This window comes from Vibrio sp. R11-SG3-ISO3-SZ, assembly GCF_059834345.1.
The window spans coordinates 16,593-31,699 of sequence record NZ_JCBDGX010000192.1; the positions used below are offsets into that span (position 1 = coordinate 16,593).

The 15,107-nt window shown below is 46.6% G+C and carries 16 protein-coding genes; 8 read left to right on the plus strand and 8 right to left on the minus strand.

The window, feature by feature from the left end; genetic code table 11:
* The first annotated feature begins 36 nt into the window (after positions 1 to 36).
* The 3 genes from AC6R1O_RS19875 to AC6R1O_RS19885 all read left to right on the plus strand — a co-directional run bounded on the left by AC6R1O_RS19875 (position 37) and on the right by AC6R1O_RS19885 (position 3,230).
* On the plus strand, positions 37 to 1,026 hold the full coding sequence (locus AC6R1O_RS19875) for an ABC transporter substrate-binding protein (protein ID WP_500657697.1): 990 nt from the start codon (positions 37 to 39) through the stop codon (positions 1,024 to 1,026).
* A gap of 79 nt (positions 1,027 to 1,105) precedes the next feature.
* Positions 1,106 to 2,005, plus strand: a complete 900-nt coding sequence (locus AC6R1O_RS19880; RefSeq protein ID WP_500630232.1) for an ABC transporter permease — start codon at positions 1,106 to 1,108, stop codon at positions 2,003 to 2,005.
* Positions 1,998 to 3,230 (plus strand): quaternary amine ABC transporter ATP-binding protein, encoded by a 1,233-nt coding sequence (locus AC6R1O_RS19885; RefSeq protein ID WP_500657698.1) that lies wholly within the window; start codon positions 1,998 to 2,000, stop codon positions 3,228 to 3,230. The genes AC6R1O_RS19880 and AC6R1O_RS19885 overlap by 8 nt, the downstream gene beginning before the upstream one ends.
* A gap of 132 nt (positions 3,231 to 3,362) precedes the next feature.
* On the opposite strand, the gene AC6R1O_RS19890 is transcribed toward AC6R1O_RS19885, so the two are convergent.
* The 3 genes from AC6R1O_RS19890 to AC6R1O_RS19900 are packed head-to-tail and all read right to left on the minus strand — an operon-like array spanning position 3,363 to position 5,106.
* Complete coding sequence (locus tag AC6R1O_RS19890) at positions 3,363 to 4,199, minus strand: CsgG/HfaB family protein (protein ID WP_334552853.1); 837 nt, start codon at positions 4,197 to 4,199, stop codon at positions 3,363 to 3,365.
* Positions 4,200 to 4,213: 14 nt separating this feature from the next.
* The gene (locus AC6R1O_RS19895; protein ID WP_500630265.1) at positions 4,214 to 4,618 is read right to left on the minus strand and encodes a curli assembly protein CsgF; all 405 of its coding nucleotides are present in this window, start codon (positions 4,616 to 4,618) and stop codon (positions 4,214 to 4,216) included.
* A 23-nt stretch (positions 4,619 to 4,641) separates the two neighbouring features.
* On the minus strand, positions 4,642 to 5,106 hold the full coding sequence (locus AC6R1O_RS19900; RefSeq protein ID WP_500630234.1) for a curli production assembly/transport protein CsgE: 465 nt from the start codon (positions 5,104 to 5,106) through the stop codon (positions 4,642 to 4,644).
* Positions 5,107 to 5,515: 409 nt separating this feature from the next.
* Between AC6R1O_RS19900 and AC6R1O_RS19905 the strand changes: the two genes are divergently transcribed.
* The 3 genes from AC6R1O_RS19905 to AC6R1O_RS19915 are packed head-to-tail and all read left to right on the plus strand — an operon-like array spanning position 5,516 to position 7,308.
* The gene (locus AC6R1O_RS19905; protein ID WP_500657699.1) at positions 5,516 to 6,133 is read left to right on the plus strand and encodes a curlin subunit CsgB; all 618 of its coding nucleotides are present in this window, start codon (positions 5,516 to 5,518) and stop codon (positions 6,131 to 6,133) included.
* A gap of 54 nt (positions 6,134 to 6,187) precedes the next feature.
* On the plus strand, positions 6,188 to 6,946 hold the full coding sequence (locus AC6R1O_RS19910) for a hypothetical protein (protein WP_500657700.1): 759 nt from the start codon (positions 6,188 to 6,190) through the stop codon (positions 6,944 to 6,946).
* 8 nt (positions 6,947 to 6,954) lie between these two features.
* Positions 6,955 to 7,308, plus strand: a complete 354-nt coding sequence (locus AC6R1O_RS19915) for a hypothetical protein (protein ID WP_500657701.1) — start codon at positions 6,955 to 6,957, stop codon at positions 7,306 to 7,308.
* Between the two features lie 136 nt (positions 7,309 to 7,444).
* On the opposite strand, the gene pstB is transcribed toward AC6R1O_RS19915, so the two are convergent.
* The 4 genes from pstB to AC6R1O_RS19935 all read right to left on the minus strand — a co-directional run bounded on the left by pstB (position 7,445) and on the right by AC6R1O_RS19935 (position 10,955).
* Positions 7,445 to 8,194, minus strand: coding sequence for a phosphate ABC transporter ATP-binding protein PstB (gene pstB / locus AC6R1O_RS19920; RefSeq protein ID WP_334552864.1), 750 nt, complete (start codon positions 8,192 to 8,194; stop codon positions 7,445 to 7,447).
* A gap of 33 nt (positions 8,195 to 8,227) precedes the next feature.
* The gene (gene pstA / locus AC6R1O_RS19925; protein ID WP_500657702.1) at positions 8,228 to 9,091 is read right to left on the minus strand and encodes a phosphate ABC transporter permease PstA; all 864 of its coding nucleotides are present in this window, start codon (positions 9,089 to 9,091) and stop codon (positions 8,228 to 8,230) included.
* Between the two features lie 16 nt (positions 9,092 to 9,107).
* Positions 9,108 to 10,040, minus strand: a complete 933-nt coding sequence (gene pstC, locus AC6R1O_RS19930) for a phosphate ABC transporter permease subunit PstC (protein ID WP_334552868.1) — start codon at positions 10,038 to 10,040, stop codon at positions 9,108 to 9,110.
* 93 nt (positions 10,041 to 10,133) lie between these two features.
* The gene (locus AC6R1O_RS19935; RefSeq protein ID WP_500657703.1) at positions 10,134 to 10,955 is read right to left on the minus strand and encodes a phosphate ABC transporter substrate-binding protein; all 822 of its coding nucleotides are present in this window, start codon (positions 10,953 to 10,955) and stop codon (positions 10,134 to 10,136) included.
* Between the two features lie 375 nt (positions 10,956 to 11,330).
* Between AC6R1O_RS19935 and AC6R1O_RS19940 the strand changes: the two genes are divergently transcribed.
* On the plus strand, positions 11,331 to 12,974 hold the full coding sequence (locus AC6R1O_RS19940) for a methyl-accepting chemotaxis protein (protein WP_500628884.1): 1,644 nt from the start codon (positions 11,331 to 11,333) through the stop codon (positions 12,972 to 12,974).
* A gap of 64 nt (positions 12,975 to 13,038) precedes the next feature.
* Here the strand turns inward: AC6R1O_RS19940 and AC6R1O_RS19945 are convergent, their stop codons facing one another.
* Positions 13,039 to 14,382, minus strand: a complete 1,344-nt coding sequence (locus AC6R1O_RS19945; RefSeq protein ID WP_487903023.1) for a DEAD/DEAH box helicase — start codon at positions 14,380 to 14,382, stop codon at positions 13,039 to 13,041.
* 394 nt (positions 14,383 to 14,776) lie between these two features.
* Between AC6R1O_RS19945 and AC6R1O_RS19950 the strand changes: the two genes are divergently transcribed.
* A complete protein-coding gene (locus AC6R1O_RS19950; protein WP_334552872.1) occupies positions 14,777 to 15,025 on the plus strand; it encodes an Lpp/OprI family alanine-zipper lipoprotein in 249 nt (82 codons plus the stop codon).
* Positions 15,026 to 15,107 lie beyond the last annotated feature (82 nt).

The following is a 15,107-nucleotide window of genomic DNA, read 5'->3' on the forward strand; positions in this document are numbered from 1 at the left end:
ATTCTATTAACGGATTCATTTAAAAGGGAAATAATAATGAAACTCAAATCCGCCGCGCTAATTGCGCTCTCTTCTGTTGCCTTTCACTCACAGGCAAGTGAGTGTGGCTCTGTCACCATCGCTGATATGAACTGGAACTCCGCCAGTTTGATGGCCAACATTGATCGATTTATTCTCGAGCACGGCTATGGCTGTGATGCTGAACTGATCCCCGGCGACACTATGCCCACCGGTACATCAATGATTGAAAAAGGCCAACCTGATGTGGCCCCAGAATTATGGAGTAACGCGCTAAAGGATGCCCTAGACAAAGGGGTTGAGGAAAAGCGTCTGCGCTACGCGGGCAAATCCCTCGTTGATGGTGGTGAAGAAGGGTTTTGGGTACCTGCCTATTTAGTCGAACAATACCCTGAAATCGCCACCATTGAAGGGGTGAAAAAGCATGCCAAACTCTTTGAGCATCCTGAAGATGACGAGTTAGGCGGTTTTTACAGCTGTCCTGCGGGCTGGAACTGTCAAATCAGCGCTGGGAACCTATTCCGCGCACTGAAATTAGAAGAAGCGGGATTTGCCATCATTGATCCAGGCTCAAGTGCAGGTCTATCTGGCTCTATCGCCAAAGCCTATGAGCGTGAACAAGGTTGGTTCGGTTACTACTGGGCACCGACCGCCGTGTTAGGTAAATACAACATGGTCAAAGTCGATTTTGGTAGTGGTGTTGACTTAGATGAGTTCGTCAACTGTACTTCGCAACCGGAATGTGCGGAGCCTAAAGCGACGATGTACCCACCTTCCCCCGTCCACACCATCACGACAGAAGAGTTCGCTACTCGCTCACCAGAAGCGTATGACTACTTCACAAAGCGTGGCTTTACTAACGCTGACATGAACCAGTTGCTGGCTTGGATGGAAGACAACCAAGCAGACAGTGAGGAAGCCATGTTCCACTTCTTAGAGTCCTACCCACAGATCTGGCAAGCTTGGGTACCTGCAGACGTCGCGGACAAAGTGACCAAAGCACTCTAATCCCCTCCTCCCTTAACTCTGCTATAAGTTGTACTCCTTCACGCGCGACGCGTGAAGGAGAATAAAAGGAATAAACACGATGTCTAGTGATAGTTGGTTTAGCAGCTTTCCAGAAATGGAACGCTCAGATTTGCGAGCGATTCGCAAAACACTCGATGGTGCCTACCGCGAGTTTTCTCGCGAATACGGTGAAATGATCGAGTCTTTCTTTGACCCACTGCTCTCATTTTTAATTTGGTTTGAAAAACTGCTCCTCTCCACGCCTTGGGTTATTGTTCTTGCGGTCTGTACCGCGCTTGTTTATTTGGCCAGCCGCTCTTGGAAATTGGGTGTCGGGTGTTTTATCTCACTGATTTTCATTGGCTATTTTGGTATGTGGGAAGATACTATGCGAACGCTGAGTATCATCACTGTCTGCACCATGCTATCTATTGTGCTTGGTATCCCTATTGGTATTGCGATGGCGCGCTCAAATCGTGTCCAATCTATCGTCACGCCGATGTTGGACATCATGCAAACCATGCCCGCGTTTGTGTATCTCATTCCGGTTGTAATGCTACTCGGCATCGGTAAAATTCCGGGGCTCATTGCCGTGGTGATTTATGCGATCCCTCCGGTTATCCGCCTAACCAACCTCGGTATCCGCTTGGTCGACAAAGAGGTGCTCGAAGCCGCCACGGCCTTCGGCGCCAGCGCCAAACAACGGCTGTTTGGCGTGCAACTCCCACTGGCGATGCCCACCATCATGGCAGGCATCAACCAAACCATCATGATGGCGCTATCGATGGTGGTGATTGCCTCTATGATCGGCGTAAAAGGCCTTGGGCAACCCGTGCTTAAATCCATCACCAACCAATACTTTACCTTAGGCCTACTCAATGGTTTTGCCATCGTCGTACTGGCTATTTTGTTTGACCGAGCCTCGCAAGCGTACGCTAAGCGCACCCAAGCTCATCTAGGAGATCTGAAACATGACTAAACCACTTATTGAAATCAGTGGCTTGTACAAGGTCTTCGGCGCCAAGCCACACTCTGTCATGGAGCAAGTCAAGCAGGGTCAAAGCAAAGACGATGTACTCGCTGAAACCGGCCACACTGTCGGACTTAAAGAGATCAATCTCCAAATCAATAGAGGGGAGATTTTTGTCATAATGGGCCTGTCAGGCTCTGGAAAATCCACCTTGATTCGACACTTTAATCGACTCATCGACCCCACCGAAGGCCAGATTTTGGTCGAAGGGACCGATGTGATGAAGCTCAGTCAAAGTGAGCTTGAAGAGTTCCGCCGTCACAAAATGTCGATGGTATTTCAGCGCTTTGGCCTGCTCCCTCACCGTACGGTTGTCGACAATGTCGCGTACGGGTTAGAAATTCAGGGCATCGCAAAACCAGAGCGCTTAAAAAAAGCCAATGAGTGGCTCGATACCGTTGGGCTGTCAGGCTATCAAAACCAGTACCCTTCTCAGCTTTCTGGGGGACAGCAGCAACGTGTCGGTTTAGCACGTGCCCTATGTACCGATGCCGAAATCCTGCTTATGGATGAAGCCTTCTCGGCGCTCGACCCACTGATCCGCAGTGAAATGCAAGATCAGCTTATCGAGCTGCAAGAAAAGCTGCACAAAACCATCGTGTTTATTACTCACGATCTGGATGAAGCTCTGAGATTGGGCGACAGAATTGCCATCCTCAAAGATGGTGAGTTGGTTCAGCAAGGCACACCGGACGATATCCTCTTGAACCCTGCTGATGATTACGTTGAGGCGTTTGTCAAAGACGTCAATCGTGCTCGCGCGCTCACGGTGGAAACCGTGATGAACCCACCCGCGTATCGCATTACCGCCACCACAATTCAAGACGCCATCAAACAGATGAAAGGCTTCAAACAGGATTACGCCTATCATGTCACTGAAGAGGGGTATCAGGGCGTGTTGACCAAAGAGGGTCTGATGGATGCCGCCAAAGAACATGGCGAAGACGCAATCAATCAGGAAATCTATGAGGAAGTGCCGACGGTCTCTGCCGATTCTGCCATCGAAGAGGTGCTGGTCGATACCATGTCGTACGACTACTCTCTACCCGTCGTTGATGACGAAGGAAATCTGCAAGGCGAGTTAGAGCGCAGCGCAGTAGCGGAGATATTTGCCGACACGGGCGAGGACGCCCCTCAGGATGACAAGGATAAACCCGCCAACACTCCCTCCTAGGTGATAGTAAACACCACTCTCCCTCAATCACGATTGAGCACTTAAGTGATACAAGCAGACAGAAAAACGCCTATACGATCTGTATAGGCGTGACTTTTCTGAATAGACAGGCTTTTGGCCTTAGGTTTGCTTTTATAAAATCTGATGAGTCTGTTTGGCGTATTTTTGTAGCAACGCGTTGTTTCTGTCTTCTGGGTTAGCCGGCTGCCAAAGTCCTTGACTGATACCTCGAACAATGACGTGAATGACCGCCGCATCTATCGCAGACATCACAGCGACGTTAACTGGCTCGTTGTTCGTGTACCCCGCTTCGACTTCAAGTAAATCTTGGTAGTCAATAAAACGAAACGCCCCTGCCGTCAGTTCATGGGAAAATATCGTCTTGCTCGTGGTGACACTAAGCAGAATCTGCCCCGTACGAACATTCACCGCACGCAAGTTCACTGTGACTTGGTCTGTTCGGTATGTCCCCGATGAGCCAATACCAAGATAGCGTGCTCCCGCACCGCCGGTTTTAATGTTTGAGTCATAGGCGACGATACCGCCCTCAATCACGACATTAGCAGAGCTCAGTGCACTCAAATCATCACCGTGGTTTTCTGCACCTGAGCCCTTATTTTGTGCCGCTCGAATAATCTTGCGCTCGGTCAACAAGTTTTGTAGCCCTTCTCGCTCAAGCGGTACAAACCATTTGGAGTCAAGCAAAGACGCAGTCAACAGCGCCGTACCACCTTGGGGGACCGCCGTCGAGAAGTTACTGTTAGGTTGAGGCTTATATTGACCGGTTTGATCGCGAAAGTCGTAGACAGAGACCAAAATCTTACCTCGAGGTTCAGGTAGGTTGACCAAGTCTTGGTAAGTTGCTCCGCGTGGCATCAAAGTCGGTGCTTCGTCAGTATCAGGCATATCCATAGAAATGGCACAACCGGATAATAAGCCACAGAGTAAAGTGAGAGTAATCAGGCGCATGGGCAGTCTCCGTTCTAATTATTATCCGGGTTTAAGCCCGCAACTTTTATCTCGGTTGATTCACCGGAGATTTTATCCACAATTTGCACCGTCAATGTGCCACCGTTGTCGACAATATTGAGATAAAAGTCGTCTGTCTCTAACTGACCCGTATTCCCATTCCCTACGTCTGATAACAGTTGGCTAATCAAGCGTGATTCTAAGCTATTCGCTAGTCGATCGAGCGCCGATTCCTCTTCAAAATCTAGCCCGTTGTCTGGACCTTCATAACCATTGATCGCATTCGCTACACCAAACAAATGTGAACTGTTGAGAGGGTTACCACCAAAGCTAGGATTCACTGGCGTATACACCAGCTCCGTTGCGTAAAGACTGCCAGTAAAGAGGCAGGCTAACGTTACACACTGCCGAATCATCATCTTTATTTTCATCATTATTCCCTTCAGAACTCATCACGTTCGAGATCAAAAGTATCTTGATACTCACGCTGAGCTTTCCATCTCAATAAATAGTTAGTGACTGCACTGAGTGCATCTTTGGCTTTGTCCTGCGCTGTTTTTCTTCCTGGGGACAACGCCGTACGATAAATAACTTTGTCGCGATGAAGAACGCTGATAATACTGCCAGACAACGCAGTAGGACGCTCCTTGACTACTAAGTTTTCTTGTAATGAACCATGGCGATCATTCATGTACTGAGTGAAGAAAAAATAAAAATCATCACCTAGCCGCGTCATTGTTCTATCTACGATCAGCCCTTCAACCTCAGCATAAAACTCGTTGCTTTCTATATGTTGACTTCCACTCGAATTCTTCACATCTTCTATCTCTTCTGCAAAGCCCAAGTGGTTAACTAAGCAAAGAAAAAAACCAATACACATAGACGTAAAGGTGTTTATTCGATTCATTCTAATTGTCCACTTTTGCATGAGAAGTATGATCATGTTTAAAACTTATATGATCTTTAAAAAAGATAAAAGGATACTATTCAAACAATCTTACCCATCTCAATATTGAGACTAAACCAGCCATCTATGTAGAAGACAATCGCTAGTCCTCTAACTCATAGCCCATTGGACATCAATTAAATTTATTAAATATCAATGGTTTAAATTGAAAATAAACGAAATAACTAGTTATGAAACAAGTTTAATTAAACTTTAGATTGCCCATTACAAGAAACCGTCTCATTAAAAAGAAAATTGATCTGATTAATTTTCAATTTTAAGTTCATTGTATTTAGTGGTAGTGCGAGCATAATTAATCGTGAGTTATGGAGACAGCAACTCGCTGAACACCTAAATAACGGAGGTTAAGGTGCAAAATCTCAACTATATCAAGAAAGGTTTTGTCGTCTTATCTTTATTATCCATGGCTCATGCATATGGTGGTACACGACATGATTTCGACGAAATGTCGAAGGTCTTTGGAGAGTTTAATAATTCAGATAGCTTTATTGAATTTGATGAATTAAACACCTCTCCAGGTAATTATGCAGAGGTCATTCTGAATAACAGTGTTGATTCAAATGTTTTTATTAACCAACATCACATTGGGAACGGAAAAAATAAGGCCAAGGTAATACAAGATAAAACTGATTCGAGTACAGCAATTGTATCTCAGACAGGCTCAGATAACACCGGGATGGTGGAGCAATCTGGACGAAAAAATGTCGCCGTACTTGTACAAACTGGTCAAGACCATACTGGTTATATCAAACAAGATGGGGATTTCAACCTGGCTTATCTAGAACAATGCAGCGGTCGAAAATGCTTGTCTAGTTATGGCAGTGATATCAGCATTTCACAAGTCAATGATAATAACATTGCCGTTGTGATTGATAAAAGTAATGCCAGTTATGGAATTAATCAGGATGGAGATGACTTTATCTTCATAAAGAACTCAATGCATCGCAGTATTTACGTTGAGCAATGACGCACAACGTAAAGGATAACATCACTATAAATGGACAAAAGTAAGGATCTATTCATGAAAAAGTTAGCAATCACAATCACAGCTATTTTGGCATCATCGGCAGTTTATGCAGGTAACGATGCTGTTGTTAACATGCAAACCAGTTATGTAGAAAACGTGAACATTACTCAAAACACCGCCCATGCGAATACCTACCTCGGTAATGGTGCGGAAGTCGATCTTCAAAACACCAGGTACACAACTGTCGATATTACACAAACTGGAAATAGCAATGCCGCCGACGTTGATGTAACGGGCGTATACTGGGGTGGTCGAGCCTACGAGAATGATATTGATATTCAACAAACTGGCGATGATAACAGTTCAACCGTAAATATCACGGGCGTAGCAGGAGACAATACTGTTGATGTAGAGATCAATGGTGACGGAAATACAACCGTAGCTCAGGTGTTACGCGGTGCTGATCGAAATACTATCGAAAATTACATTTCAGACAGCGATGGCAATACCGTCAAAAATTTAGTTCGTCGCGGCGACGACAACGATGTTTTGGTTGAGATAACGAATGCAAGCCATGATAACGAAGTGTTCACAGAGCAACGCGGTGATGACAACGAAGCTTATGTTTACCTAGATACAGGTAGTGAACACAACTTGGTTGACATCGATCAAATGGGTAGTGATTCTACTGCCACTGTAGACATGTTCCATGCTTCGTGGAACGATGTGCTCATTGATCAAACTAGCAACGATATGGCAACGGTTACCGCTGGCTTTACCTACGCATCGAACGTTACTATCATTCAAAACTAATGTTTCAAATGAATATATATAGCAATAAAGCGATACCTCCGGGTATCGCTTTCCTATTCTCCTTCCAAACACTGGCCTTTCCCACCCTTCAGACGCTCCCTCCATATGCGACACTCCACTGTGAGCACAATAGTCCTACCTCTATCCATCTCACCATCACTGCGCTGCCCACAACCCCCTCTGGCAGCAAGATTAAACTGCAAGGTACAAACACGATTCAAAGCTCGTTGAGCCCAGGTTCGCGCGTCACGGTTTCCCTCGATACGCTTCCAGTCACACTGTTACTGAGCGCCCCTCAAGTGGTACCGCTTCACTTGTCCTTACATCAAGACTGCACATTGTCAGAAAACCAATCACGTTAGTTTAAAAATCTCAATCTTCACTAATGCCATGAGTAAAAGACGGGCACAAAAAAGCCCCTCTAAAAGAGGGGCAAAGTACCATCGCATATTATTATAGTGATATTGCCAGTAAATTCTGTTTATAAGTTGCTAAGCATTAACCAAAGTCGCCGTTTACATAGCCTTTGGTGCGATCGTCTTTAGGGTCGCTGAAGATAACTTGTGTATCGTCATGCTCAACTAACTCACCCATTAAGAAAAACGCCGTGCGATCCGAGATGCGACGTGCTTGCTGCATGGAGTGCGTCACAATCACGATCGTGTAGTTCTTTTTCAGCTCTTCCATCAACTCTTCGATCTTGTGAGTCGCGATTGGGTCAAGCGCGGACGTCGGTTCATCCATCAAGATCACATCCGGTTCCATCGCAATTGTACGCGCGATACATAGACGCTGCTGCTGACCACCCGACAAGCCGAAAGCGTGCGATTTAAGACGATCTTTGACTTCATCCCACAAAGCGGCGCCACGCAGTGAACGCTCTACCACTTCATCGATGTGTTTTTTATCTTTGATACCCTGAGCGCGCAGACCATACGCCACGTTTTCATAAATGCTCATAGGGAAAGGGTTAGGTTTTTGGAACACCATCCCAACACGAATGCGCAAATCCGCCACGTCAATGTTGCCGTAGATGTCGGTGCCGTCCATCTCAAGCGAGCCTTTGATGGTCACGCCTTCAATCAAGTCATTCATGCGGTTTAAGCAGCGCAACAGCGTCGATTTACCACAGCCTGAAGGCCCAATCAACGCCGTCACCTGACGGGTTGGGATCGGAAGGTTGATCGATTTAAGGGCTTGGTTCTCACCGTAAAACAGGTCTAGATTTTCAATGTTGAATTTGTTCATGGTCTTAATCTCTTAAATTTGGTCAGTCAGCGATCAGTAAGTCGCGGTATTGAAGCGGCGAGCAATCAGTTTAGTGATCATGTTGATCAATAGAACAACCACAATCAGCACTGTCGCAGTTCCATAGGCCTGATTCCACTCATCTATCGTGAAGAGCTCGGTAGTGAGCTTGTACAGGTGTACCGTCAACGTTCTGCCTGAATCGAATAACGAATCAGGAATACGCGCGACCATACCTGCGGTGAGAAATACAGGGGCAGACTCACCAATCACACGACCAATACTTAGAATGACCGAGGTTAAGATACCTGGCATTGCGCTTGGCAAAATTAGGCGCCAGATAGTGTAAATTTTCGATGCGCCAAGGCCATATGAGCCTTCGCGGTATGTTTGTGGTACGGACATCAACGCCTCTTCCGTGGTACGGATGATCACGGGAAGAATTAAGATACTCAGCGTCAATGCACCCGACAGGATAGAGAAGCCCAGTCCCAAAATCGCCACAAAGAATGTCATACCAAACAGACCAAAGATGATCGACGGGATACCCGCCAGTGACTCAGTACAGAAACGGATCACTTTGACCAGTTTACTGCCCACTTTGGCGTATTCTGTTAGGTAGATGGCGGTCATGATGCCCATTGGGGCCGCAACCGCAATTGATGCGATAACCATGTAAATGGTCGATACAATCATCGGAAAGATACCTTGCTCATCACCGGTTCGAGTGTAATCGCCAGAGATAAATTTCCAATCAACATGCTGTAGGCCATTCGAAAGAATGTACCAGATAATCCAAAATAGGAAGCCGACTGTCAGCGCAGCAGACAACCAAACAAACGCATTGAGGATATGATCCTTACGCTCTCGAGACTGTTTTAATTTCACGCGGTCCATAATCTTCACCTATCGCTTATTTCGCTTTTTCGCGGTTTAAGTACAACAATGCACCGTTTAACATCATGATAAAGGCCAACAGTACCACGCCCGTTGCGTAGAGAGCGTTCGCATGTACACCGCTTGCGTAGGACATTTCAATCGCAATGTTAGCGGTCAGCGTACGTGCGGAATCTAAAATACCTTGTGGCATCGCCGGTGCGTTACCCATGACCATAATGATCGCCATCGTTTCGCCCAATGCGCGACCAATGCCTAAGATAACCCCAGTCATGATACCGCTTCGTGCCGCTGGAACGAGAAGCTTAAAGATGGTGTAGATTTTTGACGCCCCCAGCGCTAACGACCCTTCTTTGTAGGCGCGAGGCACAGCGCGAATCGAGGTTTCAGACACGGTAATGACCGTAGGAAGAATCATCACCCCGAGTACAATGATACCGGCCAAAATGGTGTTACCCGCAGGCACATTGAAAATGTTTTGAATCAGCGGAACGATGATGACTAGGCCAAAGAAGCCGTAGACGACCGAAGGGATACCCGCTAACAGCTCAACCGCTGGGCGAATCACATCCGCTAAACGTTTAGGCGCGATTTCCGCAATAAAGATGGCAGTCAATACACCAATCGGCACACCCACAATCACTGCGCCAAAGGTGGACACAATCGAAGCGACAATCATGGTAGCCACACCATACAGTGCTGGTGGCAACCAGTCTTGGCCTAGAACAATGCCGGTAATCCCCGCTTCTTGAAAGGCAGGAATGGACTCTTTAAAAATGAAGTAAGCAATGATGGCGAGAGAAACAATGCCGATAATAGCACTGGTTAAGAATAAGCCATGGAAGATGCGCTCTTTCCAATCTACACGCTTTTTAGCGCGAAGACTTGGCTTAGATACTTGAGTCGCTTGAGTATTCATAAGCTTTTCACTACTTGTTGCGATGGTCATAAAAATCTTACCGAGATAACGAGTGAAACACTCGTTTCAGAGTGAGAAAAGGCTCAGCCCAAAGGGGGCTGAGCAATTAAAATCTTATTGGAGTTACTTAACTGAGATGTAACCTTTTTGGTCCACAAGCGCTTGTGCGTCGTCAGACACCATCCAGTCTAGGAATTTCTTTGTTGCCGCAGTAGGTTGACCTTCACGGTAAAGAACTAGGAAAGGACGCGCCACTTTGTAAGAACCGCCTTTCACGTTGTCAACTGTTGCATCGACACCGTCAATCGCTAGTGCGTGAACCGACTCGTCTACGGTACCTAGAGAGATGTAACCAATCGCGTATGGGTTAGAGGCAACCATAGTTTTAAGAGCACCGTTACCGTTGGCCACTTGAGCACGCTGAGAAATCGCTGACACAGTTTTGCCCGAGATCTTCTTCTTAAGGCTCATGATGTCTTCGAACGCGCCACGCGTACCTGATGCAGTATCGCGAGTGATCGCTACGATAGGCTTGTCTGCGCCGCCTACGTCTTTCCAGTTCGTCACTTCACCCGTGTAGATAGCCGTTACTTGCTCAGCAGTTAGACCTTTAAGATCGTTCTTAGGGTTCACCACAACAGCGATACCGTCGAGTGCAACTGTTAGCTCTTTCAATGTTGGCTCTTTCTCAGACTCTTTCAGGTTACGAGAAGACATGCCAAGGTCAGCGCTGCCGTTCTTCGCCGCTTTCACGCCCGCAGAAGAACCTGGTCCTTGAACTTCGATAAACACATCAGAGTTTGACTTCATGTATGTTTCAGAGAAAACTTCCATCAGTGGAGTTACGCTGCTAGAACCTACAGCAGAGATTGTTTCTTTAGCAGAAACAGGAGTCACTGCCATGGCGCCTAGAAGTGCGATTGCACCGATTACTGTCTTTTTCATCACAATTTCCTTAAGTTGGCTTTATTGCCGTTGTGTTTCACTTGAACGCTGCTCACTTTAGGACTCAAATGTGACAGTTGTGTTTCACTTCGTTGAAGCCTATATGACACATTGGTCTTATTTCTCAACGTCAGCACATTACTGACGCCCTTACCACTTTAGCCGCTCTCGGTGTGCCCTTCTCTTTATCATCAATCTAGTGGGCAAGAATTAACCAGCTGATATTAATGCAAATATAAGTTGCATAACGTGGGGTCAAACTTATCTATGTAAGATAAATTTGATTATTGAAATAAATCAGAGACAAATTAGAATCATTCTCCTTAACTATAAAAACAACATATCTTATTCAGTTTCGTATGTAGAGGACCACTAATGCGCCAGTTACTCAGTAACCTTTCTATCAAGGTACAAGTTGTTGTACCTGTGATATTCACTCTGATCTTGCTCATCGCAGGCATCACTTACAGCTCAAATAGCCTGACTCACGCGTTTGGCACCGTCAAAAGCTCCACTGAACATCTCGTCAATCACAAAGAAGAACTCACTGACATTATCGACAACACCTACGGTATGCGTATCAAAGCTATCTACAGCTTGTTTCGAGCAGAAGATGTTGATGGACTCGCCAGCACCTTGTTAGAAAAACAGAGCGAAAATCAACGTCTGCTGGACTCACTCAATACAGTAGAGGGCTTGCAAAAAGAAGTCTCGGCGATGAAAGAGGCCATCGAGCACTACGTTCGCTACTCCATCAATACTATGGTGCCGCTCCTCAATCAGAAACATCAACAGACCCAATCCAGTGCGGCGTTTGACCAACGTTTTGAGCAAGCTTCGGCAGTCTACCGCCAGGCCGGGCAAGAGATGGTATCAGCCATTGACCACCTCTCCACTAAGCTCAATGAACTGGCATTGGATGACCTGCATCGCAGTGAGGCAACCCACTCTTCGGTGATGAACAGCAGTATCATCGGTCTTGTCGCTGTGCTCGCCATCGCGTTGATATTAAGTTGGTTGCTAGCCGGAATCATCGTCACGCCGATTCAGCGCCTACAACAAGCCATGACACAATTGGCGCACGGCAATCTACTCGTTAGCGTGCAAGAAGAAGGCAACAACGAGATCACTGCACTCTCTAAAGACTTCAACAGTACCGTGAGCAAACTCCAGCAAACCGTCGACTCATTGGTTCGAATCAGTGTGGATGTCGCGTCCGCCTCTACGGAGTTAGCGGCAGTGATGACACAATCGAGCGTCAACTCCGACCAAGAGAAGAACGAAGTGGAGCAAGTGGCGTCGGCGATCAACCAGATGGAGGGCACGGCAACCGAAGTGACGCAAAACGCCAATCTGGCCGACTCTGCAGCGCTTAAAGCAGATAAACTGGCAAAAGAGAGTTTGGCAGTCTTTGATGAGAATACTCGTGAGAGCGAGAAAATGGCGCGTCAATTATCGGATGCTGCGCAAGTGGTTCACTCACTCAAAGATCAATCTGAGCAAATCGGCAAAGTGATTGAAGTGATTGAGAGCATTTCTGAGCAAACCAACTTGCTTGCCCTAAACGCAGCGATTGAAGCGGCGCGTGCAGGTGAAAGTGGTCGTGGTTTTGCTGTAGTCGCCGATGAAGTTCGCATGCTTGCTGCACGCACACAGGAGTCGACAAAAGAGATCCAGACCATTATCGAAGAGTTGCAAAAACAGTCGGGCAGTGCCAATGACAGCGTGAATTCAAGCCTTGAGATGATCACTCGCAGTCAAGAGCAAGCAAAGTTGGTCAGTGTCTCGCTGCGTGATATTTCCACGTCGATTTCCGACCTGTCGAGCATTAACGCTCAAGTCGCTATCGCGTCCGAAGAGCAAGGGCAAGTTACCTCCGACGTCAACAACAACCTCAGCAACATCTATGAGTTAGTGAGCCAAAACGTCACTGGTATCACTCAAGCCGCCGCCGCCAGCCAAGAGCTCTCGGCACTGGCTGAAAATCAAAAGCAGCAACTTGGATTCTTTAAAGTCTAAAGCGTGAGATAGACAAAGGGACTGCCGCGGCAGTCCCTTATTATGTTGTGCGTTTACGCTGAGGTTATTCGTCGTCGCTACTCGGCGCGACTTTCTTCTTCGGAATAAACACCGAATCGCCCACCGCCACGTTTTGGTAGAATCCTTTATCACGCTTAACAGGCTTAGTTGACGCCTTTTTCTTAGTCGTGGTGGCTTTCTTGTTCGGTTTGGCTTTGTTACGAAAATCGGGCTTACGCGGCTTCAAACCTTTGAACTTGCCTTTCAAACCTTCCAGCTCAGAAAAGGCAATGTCTTGCTGCAAATAAGCTTCCACACGCTTAAAGCTGTCCCAATCTTTTGGCCCTACTAGCGAAATGGCATCACCTTTGTTACCCGCTCGACCCGTGCGGCCCACACGGTGCACATACTCTTCAGTATGCTTAGGCATATCAAAGTTGACGACGTGGGTCACGTTGGCAATATCAAGACCACGTGAAGCCACATCGGTGGTCACTAGAATCTTAAACACGGCACGTTCAAACTGACTCATGATGGTGTTGCGTTGAGTTTGATTCAGATTCCCGCTCAGCGCTACCGCTTTGAGCTTGCGCTCGTTCAGCTTGTCAGTCAAACGCTCAGTGTCGACACGTGTTGCAGTGAAGATGATCAGCTGCTTGTACTGCGCCTCTTCAAGAATGCGATCTAAAATCGCCTCTTTATGATCGAGATGGTCACACAGGTAGAACTTCTGCGTGATGTCCTTGTGCTCTTCATTGGCCACGCCTACAGCGATCCGCTTAGGCGCATTAAGCATTTCAAAAGCGATGTTGTTGACTTCTGCGTGATCTAACGTGGCCGAGAACATCAAGGTTTGACGACGACGATGCTTGGCTGCATTGTGGATACGACGTAGCTCAGGCGCGAAACCCAAGTCCAACATACGATCCGCTTCATCCAGTACCAAGGTTTCCAAGCCATCAAGGAACAAGGATTTATGTTGCAAGTGGTCGGCTAAACGCCCTGGTGTCGCCACAATGAATTTAGGGTAGCGCTTAAGCGCTTTGACTTGGTCGTTAAAGTTTTCACCGCCTAAAATCAGGGTGGCGTCGTACGTTAAACCGCCCAACATAGACCGCAATTCACCGTACACCTGCTTCGCCAATTCACGGGTCGGCGCTAGAATCAATGCGCGTGGATCTTTGGCGGAAAACGATTTATTTTTTAGAGACTTGTGCAAAATCGGCAGAACAAACGCCAGTGTCTTTCCTGAACCAGTCTTCGAGGAGGCGAGTAAATCCTTACCAGCAATCGCCACGGGGATCGCTTGTTTTTGAATGTCAGTCGCCTTGGTAAAATTAAAATGGTTCAAGTTTTTTAATAAGCGATTATCTAAACCTAAATCTTTGAACTGCAATGTTGTCTCCAATAAATCCACATTGAACGGTAAACAGTGACGCCCGCTACATCGAGCGACGAAATCAAAACGGTACATGATACCTAGAATAGACGGTGATGGGTAGAGTGTGGCCAAAATATCGATCCCATCCTCTTTACCCTCAATCGCAAGCGTACTTTCTCACTGGATGAGTTTCAGCGGCCCCACTATTGATAGATGCTCATTATTGACTTCACTTGCATTATTTACTCTCACGAATGAGACATTCGTCAACAAATTCGATAATTACCTAAATTCTTGGGTTTTTTTGACTTTTCTCTACTTTTGGAAGTTAATATTTAGCACTACACTGTGGAATGTCACTATATGATGAAGAATGTATAGGGCAATCTAAATGATACTCATATAAGCAAGGAGTTCTAATATGAACAAAATGTTGATCGCAGCTGCAGCCTCTTCTGTTCTTCTACTAGCAGGTTGTGCTTCTGGTCCAGACGAAGCAACAACAGCGAAACTGGACGAGCTAAGCAATCAAGTTAGCCAGCTAAGCCAAGACGTTTCAGCACTGCAAGCAGACGTTCGTAAGTCAGGCGACGCAGCAATGGCAGCGCAAGAAGAAGCCGCTCGTGCAAACGAACGCATCGACAACATTGCTCAGTCTTACACTAAGTAATTCAGTCAAGTTTTAAAGAAAGGGTCTGCATATGCAGACCCTTTCTCTTTTCTCATCGTTGAGCGTATCAGCACGTTGAAAA